The 18706-nt window shown below is 59.8% G+C and carries 17 protein-coding genes and 1 pseudogene; 12 read left to right on the top strand and 6 right to left on the bottom strand.

Features of this window, described 5'->3' with window-relative positions:
• A pseudogene (locus tag NI20_RS15350) lies at positions 1–369 on the top strand (hypothetical protein); the annotation flags it as partial.
• A 48-nt stretch (positions 370–417) separates the two neighbouring features.
• Here the strand turns inward: NI20_RS15350 and NI20_RS0104705 are convergent.
• On the bottom strand, positions 418–984 hold the full coding sequence (locus NI20_RS0104705) for an epoxyqueuosine reductase QueH (protein ID WP_033120296.1): 567 nt from the start codon (positions 982–984) through the stop codon (positions 418–420).
• A gap of 193 nt (positions 985–1177) precedes the next feature.
• Between NI20_RS0104705 and NI20_RS0104700 the strand changes: the two genes are divergently transcribed.
• The 11 genes from NI20_RS0104700 (at position 1178) to NI20_RS0104650 (ending at position 12087) form a co-directional block, all read left to right on the top strand.
• Entirely contained in the window at positions 1178–2041 is an 864-nt protein-coding gene (locus tag NI20_RS0104700; protein ID WP_033120295.1) for a class I SAM-dependent methyltransferase, read from the top strand.
• Positions 2042–2113: 72 nt separating this feature from the next.
• Positions 2114–2956: an energy-coupling factor transporter ATPase gene (locus NI20_RS0104695; RefSeq protein ID WP_033120294.1), complete on the top strand. Its 843-nt coding sequence runs from the start codon at positions 2114–2116 to the stop codon at positions 2954–2956.
• Positions 2957–2969: 13 nt separating this feature from the next.
• The gene (locus NI20_RS0104690; protein ID WP_052084437.1) at positions 2970–3839 is read left to right on the top strand and encodes an energy-coupling factor transporter ATPase; all 870 of its coding nucleotides are present in this window, start codon (positions 2970–2972) and stop codon (positions 3837–3839) included.
• Entirely contained in the window at positions 3833–4624 is a 792-nt protein-coding gene (locus NI20_RS0104685; protein ID WP_033120293.1) for an energy-coupling factor transporter transmembrane protein EcfT, read from the top strand. Before NI20_RS0104690 ends, NI20_RS0104685 begins: the two co-directional genes overlap by 7 nt.
• Before the next feature lie 17 nt (positions 4625–4641).
• Complete coding sequence (truA, locus tag NI20_RS0104680) at positions 4642–5397, top strand: tRNA pseudouridine(38-40) synthase TruA (protein ID WP_033120292.1); 756 nt, start codon at positions 4642–4644, stop codon at positions 5395–5397.
• Positions 5390–6592, top strand: a complete 1203-nt coding sequence (locus NI20_RS0104675) for a DUF5711 family protein (RefSeq protein WP_033120291.1) — start codon at positions 5390–5392, stop codon at positions 6590–6592. Before truA ends, NI20_RS0104675 begins: the two co-directional genes overlap by 8 nt.
• Positions 6593–6648: 56 nt before the next feature.
• Positions 6649–7410, top strand: a complete 762-nt coding sequence (locus NI20_RS0104670; RefSeq protein WP_156108556.1) for a CvpA family protein — start codon at positions 6649–6651, stop codon at positions 7408–7410.
• A 24-nt stretch (positions 7411–7434) separates the two neighbouring features.
• The gene (locus tag NI20_RS0104665; protein ID WP_033120289.1) at positions 7435–9750 is read left to right on the top strand and encodes an ATP-dependent Clp protease ATP-binding subunit; all 2316 of its coding nucleotides are present in this window, start codon (positions 7435–7437) and stop codon (positions 9748–9750) included.
• Between the two features lie 22 nt (positions 9751–9772).
• Positions 9773–9985, top strand: a complete 213-nt coding sequence (locus NI20_RS0104660; RefSeq protein WP_033120288.1) for a hypothetical protein — start codon at positions 9773–9775, stop codon at positions 9983–9985.
• 44 nt (positions 9986–10029) lie between these two features.
• Positions 10030–10854, top strand: a complete 825-nt coding sequence (locus tag NI20_RS0104655) for a 4Fe-4S binding protein (RefSeq protein WP_033120287.1) — start codon at positions 10030–10032, stop codon at positions 10852–10854.
• A gap of 165 nt (positions 10855–11019) precedes the next feature.
• Positions 11020–12087, top strand: a complete 1068-nt coding sequence (locus NI20_RS0104650; protein WP_052084436.1) for a hypothetical protein — start codon at positions 11020–11022, stop codon at positions 12085–12087.
• A 633-nt stretch (positions 12088–12720) separates the two neighbouring features.
• Here NI20_RS0104650 and NI20_RS0104645 read toward each other — a convergent pair.
• The 5 genes from NI20_RS0104645 to NI20_RS0104625 all read right to left on the bottom strand — a co-directional run bounded on the left by NI20_RS0104645 (position 12721) and on the right by NI20_RS0104625 (position 18626).
• The gene (locus tag NI20_RS0104645) at positions 12721–13128 is read right to left on the bottom strand and encodes a hypothetical protein (RefSeq protein WP_033120286.1); all 408 of its coding nucleotides are present in this window, start codon (positions 13126–13128) and stop codon (positions 12721–12723) included.
• The gene (locus NI20_RS0104640) at positions 13112–13648 is read right to left on the bottom strand and encodes a helix-turn-helix domain-containing protein (protein WP_033120285.1); all 537 of its coding nucleotides are present in this window, start codon (positions 13646–13648) and stop codon (positions 13112–13114) included. The genes NI20_RS0104645 and NI20_RS0104640 overlap by 17 nt, the downstream gene beginning before the upstream one ends.
• Before the next feature lie 126 nt (positions 13649–13774).
• Entirely contained in the window at positions 13775–16366 is a 2592-nt protein-coding gene (gene clpB, locus NI20_RS0104635) for an ATP-dependent chaperone ClpB (protein ID WP_033120284.1), read from the bottom strand.
• A gap of 40 nt (positions 16367–16406) precedes the next feature.
• The gene (locus NI20_RS0104630; protein ID WP_156108555.1) at positions 16407–17060 is read right to left on the bottom strand and encodes a CopG family transcriptional regulator; all 654 of its coding nucleotides are present in this window, start codon (positions 17058–17060) and stop codon (positions 16407–16409) included.
• 210 nt (positions 17061–17270) lie between these two features.
• A complete protein-coding gene (locus tag NI20_RS0104625; protein ID WP_033120283.1) occupies positions 17271–18626 on the bottom strand; it encodes a sodium-dependent transporter in 1356 nt (451 codons plus the stop codon).
• Positions 18627–18706 lie beyond the last annotated feature (80 nt).

The following is an 18706-nucleotide window of genomic DNA, read 5'->3' as shown; positions in this document are numbered from 1 at the left end:
AAAGGCGCACAGGTGCTTCACGACCGCAGCGTGGCGCTCGCGCAGGCGGGCGGCGTTCCCATCACCGTGCGGTCGTGCAGGGAAGGGGGCAATGGCAGCGTCGTTTGTGAAACGGACGAAGATATAAGCATCGTCGGCGTGACGCAGAAAAAGAGTGACCGGAGCCGCCTTGCGGCCATCACGGCGGTCGGCGTCGCGCTGCCGAGCATCGAGAAAGAGAAGATAGCCGTCACGGCGCTCGAACGGGCGGAGATCACCGTCTTCGCCGTTGCGGCGGGGGAGCGGTTCATGAGCTTTTACGTCCTGCGCGACGACGCAGAGCGCGCCTTGCAGCTCATGCACGACGCGCTGATCGCCGCGAAAGAATGAAAAAAGACCCGTTGGAGCATCCAACGGGTCTTGCCTTTTGCAAGCTGCTTATTCTTCGGCGTAGCGCTTTTTCGCCTTTTCGATCTTGGTCGAATAGCGGTCCTCTTCAGAGAAGATGCAGCCGCAGTATTTCTGCATGTAGAGGCCCATCTCGCGCGCCTTGGCCTGCCCCTCGCGAAAACCGGGGCGGAAGTCACGGTAGTAGAATTCGACGCCGTACTTCTTGCCCATCGTCTCGCCCACGGCCTTTAAGAGCTCGTGGTTCTGATACGGAGAGATGAGCAGGGACGATGTGAACGCGTCGTAGCCATGGTCGGCGGCGTATTTGGCCGCCGTGCCGAGGCGGATGGTGTAGCAGTGCGCGCAGCGGTGGTCGATATCCGCACTCACGGCGCGGACAAAGTCGCGCAGGCCGTAATCCTCTAAAATATGCACTTCTACATGCTCTTTTTCCCCGTATTCGAGCAGCGTGCGGCGGCGCGCGTCATACTCCGTCCAGGGGTGAATGTTCGGGTTGAACCAGAGTGACGTGGGCTCGATCCCGTCGGCGCGCAGCGTGTCCACGCAGTAGACCGAGCAGGGGGCGCAGCAGGAGTGCAGCAGCAGTTTATCCATCAAAAAAGACCAGCTTTCCTTGTGTCGTTTCTGCCAGCATACCACAAGCGCGCGGCAAAGTCCACGGGAAAAGAAAATTAAGCGAATGGCGCAGGATCGTTCACGATTTATACATTGACTATTCAATCGAATGCGTAGTATAATACATTGATTATTATGAGCAAGTATGCCCATGCGGCAAAGGAGAAAATGTATGTGGATCGCGGACGGTTGGGAAGATTATGAGCTGCTGGACTGCGGCGGCGGAGAAAAGCTCGAACGCTGGGGAAAGCAAATTCTGGTGCGGCCTGACCCTCAGGCGATCTGGGAGACGCCGCGCACGAACCGCGGTTGGCGCAACGCGCAGGGCCGCTATTACCGCTCGTCCTCAGGCGGCGGACATTGGGACAAGGAGAAGCTGCCCGAGAGCTGGACGGTAAATTACAAGGATCTCAAATTCCAGGTCAAGCCCATGAATTTTAAGCACACGGGCCTGTTCCCCGAGCAGGCCGTCAACTGGGATTTTGCGCGCGAGAAGATCAAAAACGCGGGCCGGCCCATCCGCGTGCTGAACCTCTTTGCCTACACCGGCGGCGCGACTGTCGCGTGTGCGGCGGCAGGCGCTCAGGTCTGCCACGTGGATGCGGCAAAGGGCATGGTCAACTGGGCGCGCGAGAACGCGCGTGTCAGCGGCCTTTCCGATGCGCCGGTGCGCTGGATCATCGACGACTGCGCGAAATTTGTCGAGCGTGAGATCCGCCGCGGCAAGGTGTATGACGCCATCATCATGGACCCGCCGAGCTACGGCCGCGGCCCCGGAGGAGAGGTCTGGAAGTTGGAGGACAATCTTTTCCCGTTCGTGAAGCTCTGCGCGCAGGTCTTATCGGACAAGCCGCTTTTTGTCATCATCAACTCGTATACGACGGGGCTCGCTCCCTCGGTGCTCGGCTACATGCTGCACCTGCTCGTTGCGGAAAAGTACGGCGGCAAGGTCACGTGGGACGAGCTGGGCCTGCCCGTGACGGAGACGGGGCTCGCGCTGCCCTGCGGCGCGACGGGCCGCTGGTTCTCGGAATAAAGGAATCCGCCGCTTTGCGGCGATAAATCCCCGAAGGCTCTTTCGGGATAACGATTAAGGAACGCAACTTTTATGGAAATGATCAAGACCCAAGACCTGGCCTTTACCTATCCGGGCACGGAAGACCAGGTGAACACCCGCGCGCTGCGCGGGGTGGATGTGACCATCGAGCGCGGCAGCTTTGTCGTGATCCTCGGCCACAACGGCAGCGGAAAATCGACGCTTGCCAAGACCTTCAACGCAGTCCTGCTGCCAAGCGGCGGCAAGGTCTATGTCGAGGGCATGGACACGATGGACGAATCGCTCCTGCTTGAAATTCGCAGGCGCGTGGGCATGGTGTTTCAGAATCCGGACAACCAGATCGTGGCAAATGTCGTCGAAGAGGATGTCGCGTTCGCTCCCGAGAATTTGGGCGTGCCGAGCGCCGAGATCAGAAAGCGCGTGGACGACGCGCTCGAGGCCGTCGGCATGACGCAGTTCGTCAAGCACGCGCCGCATCTGCTCTCCGGCGGACAGAAGCAGCGCATCGCCATCGCGGGTGTGCTGGCGATGAAACCCGAGTGCATCGTGCTCGACGAGGCGACCGCCATGCTCGACCCCATCGGCCGGCGCGAGGTGCTCGCGGCCGTCGAAAAGCTCAACCGCGAGCAGGGCATCACGGTCGTCCTCATCACCCACCACATGAACGAAGCCGAGCACGCTGACCGCGTCATCGTGATGAACGACGGCCTTGTCGTCATGGACGGAAAGCCGCGCGAGGTTTTCACCCGCAAAAAGGAGCTGGAGGACATCGGCCTTGCCGTGCCGGACACGGTCTCGCTGCTCTTTTCCCTGCGCGAGGCGGGCATGGACGTCCCCGTGGATGCCATCACCGTAGAGGAATGCGCAGACGCCATTGCGAAAAATTTTACCTAAGAGGACTGTAACCTTGGAAGAGATCATTCGTGTAGAAAACCTGACGCACACCTACGGGGAGGGCACGCCGTTCTGCCGCAGTGCGGTGCAGGATATGTCGCTCGCAATCTATCGCGGCGAATTTTTGGGCATCATCGGCCACACGGGCAGCGGCAAGTCGACGCTGATCCAGCACCTGAACGGCCTGCTCAAGCCGACCTCCGGCCGCATTTTGCTTGGCGGGGAGGACATCTGGTCGGACCCGAAGAAAATTCGGGACGTAAGATTCCGCGTGGGCCTCGTGTTCCAGTATCCGGAATACCAGCTCTTTGAAGAGACCGTTTACCGCGATATCGCGTTCGGCCCGACGAACATGGGCCTATCCAAAGACGAGATCGACCGCCGCGTGCGCGAATCCGCGCACTTTGCGGGGCTTACCGACGATCTGCTGGAAAAATCGCCGTTTGCCCTCTCCGGCGGACAGAAGCGCCGCGTCGCCATCGCGGGCGTTATTGCGATGGAGCCCGAGGTGCTCGTGCTCGACGAGCCGAGCGCGGGACTTGACCCGCAGGGCAGGGAAGAGCTGCTTGCGAATATTCGCGAATTCCACCGCGCGCGCGGCACGACCGTCGTGCTCGTGAGCCACAGCATGGAGGAGATCGCGAAAAACGTCGACCGCATCGTTGTCCTGTCGGACAGCCATGTGCTCATGAGCGGCACGCCGCGCGAGGTCTTCGCCCGCGGCGACGAGCTGATGACCGCGGGCCTTGACGTGCCGCAGGTCACGCGCGTCGCGATGGCGCTGCGCGATAAAGGCATTGCCATCAACCCCGCCGTTTACACCGTCGATGAGCTCAGCAAAGAGCTTGTCGCGCTCAAGAGAGGGGGCGGCAAAAAATGCTGAAGGATATCACGCTCGGCCAGTTTTTCCCGGGCGACACGCTCGCCCATAAGCTCGACCCGCGCACAAAGCTCCTCGTCACGGTGTTTTACGTCGTGGCGCTCTTTACGGCGAAGAGCTACATTGCCTACGGCGTTCTCATTCTGACGCTGATTGTCGCCGTGCGCATCTCGCGCGTGGGCGCGAAGGCGCTTTTCAAGGGATTAAAGCCGGTGCTGTTCATTATCGCGTTCACGGCGCTTTTGAACCTCTTTTACACCCCCGGCACGGAGCTGTGCCATTTTTGGATCTTCCGCATTACGATCGAGGGTGTGCGCGCCGCCATCACGATGATGCTGCGCATCACGCTTTTGATCATGGGAACGTTCCTGCTCACGTATACGACCTCTCCCATCCGCCTGACGGACGGTCTGGAGAGTTTGCTGGGTCCGCTCAAGAAGATCAAGGTCCCCGTGCATGAGCTCGCGATGATGATGTCGATCGCGCTTCGCTTCATCCCGACGCTCATCGAGGAGACGGATAAGATCATGTCCGCGCAGAAGGCGCGCGGCGCCGACTTTGAGACTGGCAGCCTCATGCAGCGCGCCAAGGCGCTCGTGCCGCTGCTCGTGCCGCTGTTTGTCAGCGCGTTCCGCCGCGCCGACGAGCTGGCGACGGCCATGGAATGCCGCTGCTACCACGGCGACGAAGGCCGCACGAAGCTCAATGTGCTGCACTACCAGACGCGCGACTATCTGGTGCTCGGCTATTATGCCGTGCTCGTGGCCGCGGTCATCGCGCTGCGATAAGAAGAAAGGACGCTTTTATGCGAAACATCGCCCTCAAGCTCATGTATAACGGCACGGCCTATCACGGCTGGCAGGTGCAGAAGACGGTCTCAAGCGTCTGCGAGACGATGGAAAAGGGCCTCTCAAATGTCTGCGGCGGGAACGTCAAGCTCGTCGGCTGCGGCCGCACGGACGCGGGCGTGCACGCCGAGCGCTACATCGCCAATTTCCATACCGAGTCGCGCATTCCGGTCGAGCGCCTGCCGTTTGCCATCAATACGCACACGCCGGAGGATATCGTCGTGCGCGAGGCGCTTGAGGTGGCGGAGGATTTCAACGCGATCCTCTCGTGTCAAAAAAAGGAATACACCTATCGCATCTATAATTCCCGCATCAAAAACCCGTTCTATGTCAATCGGGCGTACTTTTACCCCAAGCACCTCGACGAAGAGGTGATGGACCGCGCGGCGCGCGCCTTTGAGGGCACGCACGATTTCCGCGCCGTCCGCTCTGTCGGCACGGAGACGAAGACCACCGTGCGCACCGTGCACTACTGCCGCGTGTCGCGCTCGGGTGATCTTTTGGAACTCAAGGTCTGCGCGGACGGGTTCCTGTATAACATGGTACGGGCGATCACCGGCACGGTGCTCTACGCCGCCGAGGGGAAGCTCACGCCAGAGGACATCCCCGAGATCCTGGCCTCCGGCGACCGCTCGCTCGCCGGCCCCACGGTGCCGCCGGGCGGACTGTACATGACGAGACTTTGGTATGAGGATGAACGGCTCAATGAATGATCTCAAAGAGGAAAAGGGAACACGCGAGGAGCTGAGGCGCTCGCAGGCGGCCCCGCGCCGCTCCGGCGGCGGGCTCAAGCGGGCGCTGATGGTGATTCTGGCGCTTGTGGTCGTGCTGGCCGTGGTCGTCGCCGCGGCGTGGAAGGACCTGAGCAGCCTTGACAGTGTGCGCCGCCTTTTCTCCTACAATAAGGTCACGCAGGATGAGCAGGGCAAGGTGGAGATGTACTCGTTCAGCAACGACCGCAGCAACACCTTTGCGCTGCTCGGCGACCATCTGATCGTCGCTTCGACGACGGGCGTGTCGATCTACAGCAGCAGCGGCAGCGTGGTGGACAGCATGAGTGTGAAGCTCACGAATCCCGCCATCGCTGTCGGCGGCCAGACCGCCGCGGTCTATGATATCGGCGGGCAGACGCTTTTTATTTACTCTGCAAGCGGCCTTGTGCGCGATATGAGCGGCGAGTGCAGCGGCAATATCCTGTCGGTCAGCGTCAATTCCTCGGACTATCTGGCGCTCAACGCCGAAAAGAGCGGCTACAAGTCCGCTGTTACGGTGTACGACGCTTCGGGCGAGAAGACGTTTGCCTTCAACTCCTCGGAGCACTATGTCATCGACGCGGTCGTCATGCGCGACTGCAAGCGCATGGCGGCGGTGACGCTCGGCGAGTCGGACGGCACATTCGCCGACACGGTGAGCATTTACTCCCTCGGCAGTGATAAGGCCGATTCAGTCAACACACTCACGGGCTCGCTCCTGCTATCGCTCGACAGCGTGGCCGGTACGCTCTCGTGCCTGACGGACGAGAGCTTGACGCTCTTTTCATCGGACGGTACGCTTTCCGGCAGCTATCGCTACGAATACCCGTATCTGCGCGGTTCGAGCATGGGCGGCGACAACTACGCGGCGCTGCTGCTGAGCCGCTACCGCTCGGGTAGCACCATGAAGCTCGTGACTGTCTCGTCCGACGGTACAGAGATGGCAAGTCTCGACAGCAGTCAGGAGGTTCTGTCCATGTCCGCGGCGGGGAAGTATATCGCCGTGCTGTACAGCGACAGTCTGGTGCTCTACACGCCGCAGCTGCAGGAATACGCGCGGCTGGACGGCACGGAGTACGCGCGCTCTGTCATCATGCGCGAGGATGGTACGGCGGTGCTGATCGGCTCGTCGTCCGCCTGGCTTTATATTCCGTAATTTCTGTAAAACGCTAAAAATGTTACAATTTATGACTTGAAAGGAGCGCGGGAAACGTGAATAATGGTCTTATGATCGATGCAGTCTTCGCGCTCGTGCTCATTTTAAGCGTCGTGTTCGGCGCCAAGCGGGGGCTGTTCCGCAGCTTTATGGCGCTGGCGGCAATCGTGCTCGCGCTGATCGGCGCGTCGCTCCTGACCGATGCTTTGACCGAGCCCGTGACCGACATGCTGATGCCGCGCCTTGAAAAGAGCGTGGAGGAGTGGTTTGATACCGAATCGCAGACACCGGAGGGGGATGTCCCGCAGATCGAGGGGGAGACCCCGGCGGAGAGCAACGCCTCGGGTGAAACGCCAAACGGCGACGCCGCGCAGGACGCGGAAAACGTTTGGCAGGACGATTCGCCGCTCGCGGTGACAGGCCTTCTCAAAAAGCTGCTGCGCTTCGATTTCGACGGCGCGGTGCGTCAGTCGCTTCGAAATGCCGCGCGCGACGCAGCGCTTGCCGCCGTAAGGACGCTGCTCGGCAGCGTGGTGAGGACACTCGTGTTCGTGCTGTGCTTTTTGGTGCTCACGCTGCTGCTCCGCTTAGTGACGGGGGGCATTGACAAGGTGTTAGACTTGCCAGTGCTGAACGCGCTCAACACCATCGGCGGCGGCGCGCTGGGCCTGATCGAGGGCGCACTTTTGCTGTTTCTCGTCTGCGATGTCGCACCGAAGCTCGGCATCAAGGCCTTTGCCGACTACGAGGGCACGTATCTGTTATCGTTTTTTATGAGTCATACTCCGCGCGGGCTTGTCGCCGCGCTGTTACCCTGATCTTTACCCCAAGGAGGAAATACTATGCAGCCGCAACTTTGTTCCAGATGTAAAAAGAATATCGCCGTTGTGTTCATCACCCGTCAGGAAAACGGGCAGAACGTCAACGAAGGACTTTGCCTCAAGTGCGCGAAAAATCTCGGACTGCCGCAGGTGGACGAGATGATGCGCCGCATGGGCATCACGGATGAGGACCTTGACAATATCTCCAATGAAATGATGGGCGCCTTCGGCGGCGCGGAAAACCTCGAAGGTCTGACCGACGCCGACGATCCGGACGCCGATAACGAGGACGAGGACGGCAAGACCGCCACATTCCCGTTCCTGAGCCGCTTTTTCGGCGGAAATCCCGCTGCGAACGACGCACAAAATGGCAACGAGGCCGAGCAGACGCAGAGCCCGCGCAGCAACAAGAAGGTCGAAAAGGGGAGCAAGCACAAATTCCTCGACTCCTACTGCATCAATCTCTCCCAGCGCGCACGCGACGGCAAGCTCGACGCGGTCGTCGGCCGCGAGGAGGAGATCGAGCGCGTCATCCAAATCTTGAACCGCCGCCAGAAGAACAACCCCTGCCTGATCGGTGAGCCGGGCGTCGGCAAGACGGCCATTGCCGAGGGCCTCGCCCAGCGCATCGTCGCGGGTGACGTGCCCTTCAAGCTCAGAAGCAAGGAGGTTTATCTTCTTGACCTCACCGCGCTCGTCGCGGGCACGCAGTTCCGCGGCCAGTTTGAGAGCCGCATGAAGGGCCTCATCGAGGAAATCCGCAAGATGGGCAACGTCATCCTTGTCATCGACGAGGTGCACAACATCGTCGGCGCGGGCGACGCCGAGGGCAGCATGAACGCCGCCAACATCTTGAAGCCTGCGCTCTCCCGAGGCGAAATTCAGGTCATCGGCGCGACGACCTTTACCGAGTACCGCAAGCACATCGAAAAGGATACCGCACTTGAGCGTCGTTTCCAGCCGGTCACGGTCAATGAGCCGAACATGGAGGATACGCTCAAAATCTTGAAGGGCATCGCCCACTACTACGAGCAGTTCCACGGTGTCAAAATTCCCGAGGGCATTCTGCGTCAGGCAGTGCTGCTATCCGAGCGCTACATCACCGACCGTTTCTTGCCCGACAAGGCCATCGACCTCATCGACGAGGCATGCTCGGATCTGAACCTGCACGACAAGAACATCAACCGCCGCATGGAGTTGCGCCGCGAGATCGAGGATTACGACAAGGAGCGCGAGCTGTTGCAGGGCGCAGAAGAACCCGACTTCGAGCGGCTGGCCGAGCTCAAGAGCCTTACCATCAAGGCGCAGACCGAGCTCGACGAGCTTTGCGCGCAGGGTGACCCGCAGCTCACGATGGACAACCTCGCCCGCGTGATCGAGCTCTGGACGAAGATTCCCGCCTCGCGTATCCGTGAAGACGAGTTCCGCCGTCTGAGCGAGCTTGACAAGCGCTTAAAAGAGCACATCGTTGGTCAGGACGAGGCTGTCGAGGCTGTCGCTGCGGCTATCCGCCGCAACCGCGTGGGCATTTCGCCCAAGCACAAGCCGGTGAGCTTCATCTTTGTCGGCCCCACGGGCGTCGGCAAGACCGAGCTTGTCAAGCAGCTGGCGCAGGACCTCTTCAACTCGCCCGATGCGCTGATCCGCCTCGACATGTCCGAGTTTATGGAAAAGCACTCGGTCTCCCGCATCGTCGGCTCGCCCCCGGGCTATGTCGGCTATGATGAAGCCGGCCAGTTGACCGAAAAGATTCGCCGCAAGCCCTACGCCGTCATCCTTTTCGACGAGATTGAAAAGGCGCACCCTGACGTGATGAATGTCCTGCTGCAAATTCTCGACGACGGCGAGATCACTGACTCCCACGGCCGCAAGGTCAATTTTGAAAACACCGTCATCGTGATGACATCCAACGCGGGCAGCGAGCGCAAGGAGGGCACCGTCGGCTTCGGCCACACGGTGAACGAGCAGAACCGCGACCGCGCTATGAAGGCGCTCGGCGAGTTCCTGCGCCCCGAATTCCTGAACCGTGTGGACGAGGTCATCTGCTTCAACCGCCTTGACGAGAAGAACTTCGCCGGCATCGCCCACATCATGCTCGATGAGCTGCAAAAGAGCCTTGAGGACAAGGGCCTGCACTTTACGTGGGACGAGGATGTTGAGGACTACCTCGTCAAGAAGTCCTACTCCGCGACCTACGGCGCGCGCAATCTGCGCCGCACCATTCAGAAAGAGCTCGAAGACGTCATGGCCGCGCAGATCATCGATTCCTACGAGCATCCCGTTACGCAGATCCGTGCGTCGATGGAGGACGGCAAGCTCGTTGTGCGCAGCATGTGACCAGGAAAGGGGAGGGAAGACCATGTTCCATCTGTTCCGCAAGGACATTGAAAAGCACTGCGCCTACTGCAAGAGCGGATCTGTCATCAGCGAAGGGCAGGTCATCTGTTCCCGCCGCGGCGTGGTCGATTCCGCTGACCACTGCCGTCACTTTTGCTATGATCCGCTCAAGCGTGTGCCGCCGAGACCCGCCACACTGCGCGATCAGTATACCTCCGAGGATTTTTCCCTGTAAGGCCGGGCAGCGCCCCGAACAATAAAGAAAGAAGGCCGATTCCCATGAACATTTCTCAGGTTTACGCAGTCTATTTCAGCGCCACCGGCAACACCAGAAAGGTGACCACCACGCTTGCAAATGCCCTTGCCGTCAGCTTCGACGTGCCGCTCGAGGTGCGCGATTTCACGCTGCCCGCCGCGCGCGAGGAAGCGTATGAGTTTGCCGTGGGCGACCTTGTCGTATTCGGTATGCCAACCTACGCGGGCAAGCTTCCAAATAAGCTGCTCGACTTTGTGAAGTCCGGCTTTCACGGAAACGGCGCGCTGGCTGTACCGGTCGTGACGTTCGGCAACCGCAGCTTCGACAATTCGCTTGCCGAGCTCTGCGCCTGCCTGGAAGCGGACGGCTTCCATACCATCGGCGCGGGCGCGTTTGCCTGCCGTCACGCTTTTACCGACGCGCTTGCCAACGGCAGACCCGATTCTGACGATATGGCGGAGCTTGCAAAGCTCGGTTCCGCGGTCGTGGGCCGCATCGTGCGGATGACCGAGTATCCCGCGCCCGTCACGGTCGACGGTGACGCCGACGCGCCGTATTACCGCCCGCTGGGCCTCGATGGCGAACCGAAGGTGTTTCTGAAGGCGAAGCCCAAGACCGACCTCGACAAGTGTATCCACTGCGGTGTGTGCGCCTCACTCTGCCCGATGGGCTCGATCAATCCCGATGATGTCACCGAGGTCGTGGGCGTGTGCATCAAATGCCACTCCTGCGTGCGCAACTGCCCGATGGGTGCGAAGTATTTCGATGATCCCGCGTTCCTCTCGCACCGCGCGATGCTCGAACGCGACTACACGCGCAGAGCGGAGGACAAGATCTTCACGGCGTAAGAAAGTACATAAAAAGGCTCTGTTTGGGAATCCCAAACGGAGCTTTTTTCATTCCTGAATGACGGAATGTTGCTGCCTAACAAACAAGATTTGGGAAGGGCGGGAAGCGGGGACAGCCACGCACGCATACGCTATGGAGAAAGCACCAATTTTGGGAGGGATCTTATGAAACCGGTGTACTTTTTCCTCGGCGCAAACAGCGAAGAGGGCTTTTTCTCGCTCTATGACCAGCTTTTGGGCGGTCGGCTCGACGATCTGATGATTCTGAAAGGCGGCCCGGGCTGCGGCAAGTCGACCTTCATGCGCCGCGTGGGCGCGGCGATGGAGCGCGCGGGCGAGCGCGTCGTGTACATCAACTGCTCGGGCGACCCCGATTCACTCGACGCTGCGATCTTTCTGGACCGTAACGCCGCCATTGTCGATGGCACCAGCCCGCACGTGCTCGAGCCGACCTATGCGGTCGCGAGCGAACGCTATGTCGATCTGACACGCTTCTACGATGTGGACGCGGCTAAGGTACGCCGCGCGGAGATCGTCGCGCTGAGCGACGAATATCGCGCACACTACCGCAGCGCCTATCGCATCCTGCGCGCGATGGGCGAGGTGGAGAGCGAGCGCCGCGTGGCAATGCACGCGCAGATGGATTTTTCGAAGCTCCGCCGCCGCACCGACGGCATTCTCGCACGCGAGCTGCGCGGCGAGGGAGGCGGCAGCGGGCGCGTCGACCGCGCGTTTTTGGGCGGTGTGACGCATCGGGGCGAGATTTGCCGGTTCGACACCGTCGAAGCCCTCTGCCCGCGCATCTATGCCATCATCGACAGTGCGGGGCTGGGAAACGAAATGCTTGAGACCGTCGTGCAGGCGGCACAGGCGAAGCATTTCGACATCATCGCCTGCCCGAATCCAGACCGGCCGCGGGAGCTCCATCACGTATTGATCCCGGAAAAAGGGCTGGCGTTTATCACAACGAACGCGCGCAACCCGTACGGCGGGAAGCCCTACCGCCGCCTGCGTCTCGACGCGATGGCGGAGGAGAAGCTCACGCGCGCGCAGAAGGCGAAGCTGCGCTTCACGCGCCGCGTGGAGGCGTCACTTTTAGATGAGGCTGTGGGCGCACTGTCGGACGCCAAAAAAGCGCACGATGCGCTGGAGAATGCATACCATCCCTGCGTGGATTTTGAGGGTGTCACTGCGCTTGCAAAGCGTGAGATCAATAGGTTATTAAGGCAATAGTGCTCTACAGGCTTTTGCTGCCTGAAGGCAGCAATGGGATTCCCTGCGCGGCGCAGGGAATGCGGGAAAGGGGACCATTCTCTCACGTGAGAGAATGGCCCCCTTGAACCCCCAAGAGAACGCAAGGGGCCTTGCCCCTTGACCCCGCACATTGGCAGTCAGGCACTTGAAGAACTGCGCAGCCTGCGGATTGCACTGCGGTGTACATGGCTTCGCCATGAACCCCTGCGTTTCGTTGCATGTTGCAACCGCGCCTTACTATCGTGAGGCGCGAGTGACGTTTGCTTGGCGGCGGACTGCCAGCCGAATGCGGCATTGCTACGCTCACCGCATTGATTAGCACTCCGGTAGACGGTGATTACTGCGCACTTCTATAAGATGGGCAGAGCGGCAGCGGATAATAGAAGCAGAGGCAAATCGTATAGTAAAACCAATGGCGGCGAGCGTTAGCAATGCCGCCACGCAGGTACTTTCACTCCGGAGGCATGAAAGTTGTTCGAGCTCCAGATTGCCAATCAAAGCCTTTCTCTTGGGGTTCCAAAGGGGCCATTCTCTTTTGCGAAAGAGAATGGCCCCTTTGACTCGCCCCATGCACGGTGCAGGGAAAACCCCGCCCTTTCGGGCGGCCTTGATTCATTGTGCCATATCGGCACGAAAATAAACCGTCCGCTCTGGCAGCGATAAAATGAGCGTATACTCACCGCTTTTCTCCCCTGCAGCATCGGTGTATTCCGTGACGCCGACAAGCGCCGTACCAGTCTCGCTATCCAGCGTAAGATCATAGAGGACGTCGTTCGCATCGTGCTGGGTGAGGGTGTATGTGCCGCTTTGCGTGCTGCCGTCTGAATCCGTGACCGTCAGCGTGCCGTCCTGCGCGGCGCAGGTGAGGGCAGGGAGGTCGAGCGGCTGCCCCTCGCTGTCGATGGCGTTTGCGTATGTCCAGTCGTGGCCCTCGATGGTCAGGCCGTCATCCGTTTTGCCGCAGCCGACAAGTAGAAAAATGAGCAGCAGCGGCAATAAAACTTTAATCTTGCCCGTCATGTGTTTTTCCTTTCCACCTTTTGATTTTCAATCCTATCAGCACACCAAGTCCCACGACAAAGAGCAGCAGCGCGCCCCAAAACAGATAAGTGGGCAATTTGCTGACGGTATAGATGTACGTTGTGGTATCAGCGTAACCGATAATCGCATTGGGCGGAACCGGTTCCTCTGGAATGAATGGCTCGGCAGTAAAATGCTGCACCGCGCACCAAATGAGTGTTGGTACGCTGATAGCCAGCAGAACCCATGCACTGATGCGCAGGGTCTTTGTGCGCTTATCGCGTGTTTTCTCCGATATGCTTGTGGGAGCGTTCCCATCTGGTGTGCCGGTCAGCTCTGCGAGCGGAACACCGAAAAAGCCCGAGAGTGCGAAGAGGTTCGCCGTGCTCGGCAGCGACGAGCCGTCCTCCCACTTTGTCACGGCCTGCCGCGAGACTTCGAGTGCCTGCGCCAGCGCCTCCTGTGACAGCCCGCGCTCCTTTCGAAGCGTGCGGATGCGCGCGCCGAGTTCGTTGTCCATAGAAAGTCTCCTTTGCCTTGATGGCGCTATCGTAGCAGTTTTTGGCGCAAAAGTCCACCAAGTATTCCGCTACTATCGGTAGCGAAACGGGAAAAGCCGCCCGAATGGGCGGCTTTTCACGCGTATTTACTTCTTGCGGCAGCTCAGCTCGCCGTTTTCGGCGTCGAGCACAAGCGTGCTGCCCGCGGCGAGGTCGCCGCGCAAAATCTCCTTGGCGATCAGCGTCTCTGCCGCGCTCTGGAGGTAGCGCTTGAGCGGACGCGCACCGTAGATCGGGTCGAAGCCGCGCTCGATGATGAGGCTCTTGGCCGCATCCGTGACTTCGAGCCTCAGCGTCTTGTCGGCAAGGCGCTTCTTAAGACCTTCCATCAGGATGTCAATGATGCCGCTGAGGTTCTCCTTCGTGAGGGGCTTGAACATGATGATCTCGTCGAGACGGTTCAGGAATTCCGGACGGAACGCGCGGCGCAGCTCGCCCATGACGGCGGCGCGGGCGCTCTCGGAAATGCTGCCGTCCGGCTGGATGCCGTCGAGCAGCTCGGAAGAGCCGAGGTTCGAGGTCAGGATGATGATCGTGTTCTTAAAGTCCACCGTGCGGCCCTGCGAATCGGTGATGCGGCCGTCGTCGAGAATTTGCAGCAGGATGTTGAAGACGTCCGGGTGCGCCTTTTCGACCTCGTCGAACAGCACGACACTGTACGGCTTGCGGCGCACGGCCTCGGTGAGCTGACCGCCCTCGTCATAGCCGACGTATCCCGGAGGGGCACCAATGAGACGCGAGACGGAGAATTTCTCCATGTACTCGGTCATGTCGATGCGCACGAGGTTGTGTTCATCGTCGAACAGGCAGTCGGCGAGGGACTTTGCAAGCTCCGTCTTGCCAACGCCCGTGGGACCGAGGAAGAGGAAGCTGCCGATCGGGCGGTTCGGGTCTGCGATGCCTGCACGCGAGCGCTGGATGGCCTCGGTCACGAGACGCACGGCCTCGTCCTGACCGACGACACGCTTGTGAATGATTTCGTCGAGGCGCAGCAGCTTTTCGCGCTCGCCCTCCATCAAGCGGCTGACGGGGATGCCCGTCCACTTGCCGACGATATCGGCGATCTCGTTTTCGGTTACGGTGTCGTGCACCATGGAGTTGTCGCCCGTGTGCTTTTCGGCCGCGGCCTCGGCGTCCTTGAGCTGCTTTTCGAGGGCGGGGAGATCGGAGTACTTGAGCTTTGCGGCCTTTTCGTACTCAAGGTTCGCCTGCGCGCGCTCGATCTCGCCGTGCATCTGCTCGATCTGGCTCTTGAGCTGCTTCACGCTGTCCACGCCGCTCTTTTCCGCTTCCCAGCGGGACTTCATGGCGTTGAACTGTTCCTTTTCATCGGCAAGCTCTTTCTTGAGCTCCTCGAGACGGTCGCGGGAGAGCTGGTCGTCCTCTTTCTTGAGGGCCATCTCTTCGATCTCCTGCTGCATGATCTTGCGGCGCAGATCGTCGAGCTCTGCGGGCATCGAGTCGATCTCCGTGCGGATCATCGCGCAGGCCTCATCGACGAGGTCGATGGCCTTGTCGGGCAGGAAACGGTCGGTGATATAGCGGTCGGAGAGCGTCGCGGCGGCGACAAGCGCGTTGTCGTGGATGCGAACGCCGTGATAGATCTCATAGCGCTCCTTCAGGCCGCGCAGGATGGAAATGGTGTCCTCGACCGTTGGCTCGTTGACCATGACAGGCTGGAAGCGGCGCTCGAGGGCGGCGTCCTTTTCGATATACTGGCGGTACTCGTCAAGCGTGGTCGCGCCGATGCAGTGCAGCTCGCCGCGAGCCAGCATCGGCTTTAAGAGGTTGCCGGCATCCATGCTGCCCTCGGTCTTGCCCGCGCCGACGATGGTGTGCAGCTCATCAATGAAGAGGATGATCTTGCCGTCGGACTTCTTGACCTCGTTCAAAACGGCCTTTAAGCGCTCTTCAAACTCGCCGCGGTATTTCGCGCCCGCGATCAGCGCGCCCATGTCGAGCGAGAAGATCGTGCGGTCCTTGAGCCCTTCGGGCACATCGCCGCGCACGATACGCTGGGCAAGGCCCTCGGCGATGGCCGTCTTGCCGACGCCCGGCTCGCCGATGAGCACGGGGTTGTTCTTCGTCTTACGCGACAGAATGCGGATGACGTTGCGGATCTCTGCGTCACGGCCGATGACGGGGTCAAGCTCCTTCGTGCGGGCGCGCTCGACGAGGTCCGTGCCGTACTTCTTGAGCGCGTCGTAGGAATCCTCGGGATTGTCGCTCGTCACGGGGGAGGTCTTGACCTTCGCAAGCTCATCGGAGAAGCGGCTTCTCGTGATGCCGTGGTCGGAGAGCAGCTGGCGCACGCTCTGCGAGCCCTCGGAGAAGATGGCGAGCATCAGGTGCTCAACGGAGAGATACTCGTCGTGCAGCTTTTCGGCGGTCTTTTCGGCAAGGTTCAGGATCTTGCCGACCTCGGGCGAGGCGTACACCTCGCCGCTGCCGCCGGAGATGCGGGGCAGATTGCGGATCAGCGTGTCGAGCTCGGAGAGTAAGCCGTCGCAATCGACGCCCATCTTACCGAACAGTGACCCAATCAGTCCGCCGTCCTGATCGAGCAGGGCATAGAGCAAATGCTCGGTGGTCAGATACTGGTTGCCGTTTTCCTGCGCCATGTTCTGCGCGGTCTTGACGGCTTCCAAAGCCTTTTGCGTATATTTTTCAGCATTCATTCAAGTTCACCTCAAATTCGTGTTTTTTACAATTAAGTGATTAAATCAGCAGCGTTCTGCTTCGCAGATCGCCGCGGTAGGCCATTTCAACATCGCTCGCGGAGAGCGAGCCGTCGAGATAGCCCTTGAGCAGCCGGTCGAAGAGCTGGACATAAGCGCTGATCGCACCGGCGACATCATCGGCAGTCAGCGCCTTTCCGCGCGGCATCGCGAGCGGACGGACGAAGCGCCCGTCGTACAGCGCGCAGGAAATGGAGCTGCCGAGAAGCGGTGCGAGGCACTTGTCTTCGATTTGCACCCAGAGCCGGAAGAAGCTCGTCATTGCGGAGATCAGCGCCGCCGACTGTGTGCGGAACACGATGTTCAGCGTGCCCATCGTCTGGGCGTCGCCATTGCTCAGGTCGACCTCGTACTTGACCGTCGGGCGGTACTTATACGATAGGCTCGATTTGAGCGACATTGTGGACGAGCCGGGGGCGAAGAACGGCACCAGCTCGCGCGTGGGCGTCATCAACTCTTCGATGGCCTCGAAAATATCGTTCCAGCGGCGCTCGGGCGTCGGCACGGAGACGTACTCGGCCAGAATCTGGTTGACGAGCGCCGAACGGTTCGTGCCCATCCGGTGGGCCAGCGCGTCGACCTCGCGCACCACATCATCTGACAGCGTCAGACTGTACAGGTTTTTTTTCATCATGCGCCTCCTTGGGGTTCTTTTCTTTTCTGGATGCTATCATAGCACGAGAAAAAATTTTGTCAATAGATTTATATAAATATATTTACGAGTTATGTGCGAATTTACACGGAGTTCATAATTGCGAAGGAAGCGGAAAAAGGGAAAAGCCGCAGTGAATTTCACTGCGGCTTTTCCCTTTTGAGAGATATGAGAGATGAGAGAATAGCAAATTTACAGCAGGCCTTGGAGCAGGATGATGACGATCAGGATCGGCAGCACCCACTGGAAATAGGGCTTGAGCTTGGGCGAGAGCTTGATGCCCGTGCCCTTGTTGACCTCAGCAAGGTACTTGTCAAAGCCCCAGCCCCACTTCGTGACGCAGAACAGCAGATACACGAGCGAGCCGATGGGCAGCAGGAGGTTGCTCACAAGGAAGTCCTCGCTGTCGAGCACGTCCTTGCCGAGAATGGGGTGGAAGTCGCTCCAGATGTTGTAGCCGAACACGCAGGGAAGACTCAGGAGCATCAGCAGCACACCATTGATGAAAACGGCCTTCTTGCGGCTCCAGCCAAATGTATCCATGCAGACGGCGAGGATGTTTTCAAACACCGCCAGCACCGTGGACATGCTCGCGAACATCATGAAGAGGAAGAACAGCGTGCCCCAGAAGCGGCCGCCGGACATATTGACGAACACCTGCGGCAGCGTGACAAAGAGGAGGGACGGGCCCTGCTCGGGCGCAACGCCGTAGGAGAAGCATGCGGGAAAGATGATGGTGCCGGCCATGAGCGCAACGAACGTATCGAGCGCGCAGATGCGGATGGACTCACCGGCGAGGGCGTGGTCATCGGACATGTAGCTGCCGAAGATCTCCATCGCGGCAATGCCGAGAGAGAGCGTGAAGAATGCTTGGTTCATCGCGTCGGTGATGAGGCTGCGCAGGCCGTTTTCGCGGATGGAATCCATCGAGGGGAGCAGATAGAACTTCATGCCCTCTGCCGCGCCGGAAAGCGTCAGGCTGTGAACGGCGAGCACGAGAATGAGAAACAGCAGCGCGAGCATCATGACCTTGGACACGCGCTCAAGGCCCTTTTGCAGGCCGAACGAGCAGACGATGAAGCCGACGATGACGATGGCGACTGCCAAAATGCCCATTTCAACAGGATCGGACAGCAGCTGGCCGAACACGGCGGACGCATCCTCTGCGGGCATGCCGTAGTAGAACTTGCCGGTCAGGAACCTGCCAAAATAGCTCACCATCCAGCCGGAAACCGTCGTGTAGTACATCATCAAGAGGTAGCAGCCGATCAGGCAGAACCAGCCGTGGATGTGCCACTTGGACTTGGGCTTTTCGAGCGTCTTGTAGGCGAGGATCGCGCTCTTGCGGCTCGCGCGGCCGACGGCCAGCTCCATCGTCAGCACGGGAACGCCCATGATGAGCAGGCACAGAATGTAAAAGAGAACAAAATAGCCGCCGCCGTTTTTGCCCGTCACATAGGGGAAGCGCCAGACATTGCCGATGCCGATGGCGCAGCCCGCGCTGACGAGCAGGAAGCCCAGACGGGAGCGGAACGATTCGCGTTTCATGTTGATCGACCTCATTTGTAAAAGATTTATGAACGATGTGCTTATCTTACCGCAGGAAGATGGGCTTTACAAGACCGATT

It is taken from the genome of Oscillibacter sp. ER4 (assembly GCF_000765235.1).
Classification (GTDB): domain Bacteria; phylum Bacillota; class Clostridia; order Oscillospirales; family Oscillospiraceae; genus Hominicoprocola; species Hominicoprocola fusiformis.
This window is presented reverse-complemented; position numbering and strand designations above follow the sequence as displayed.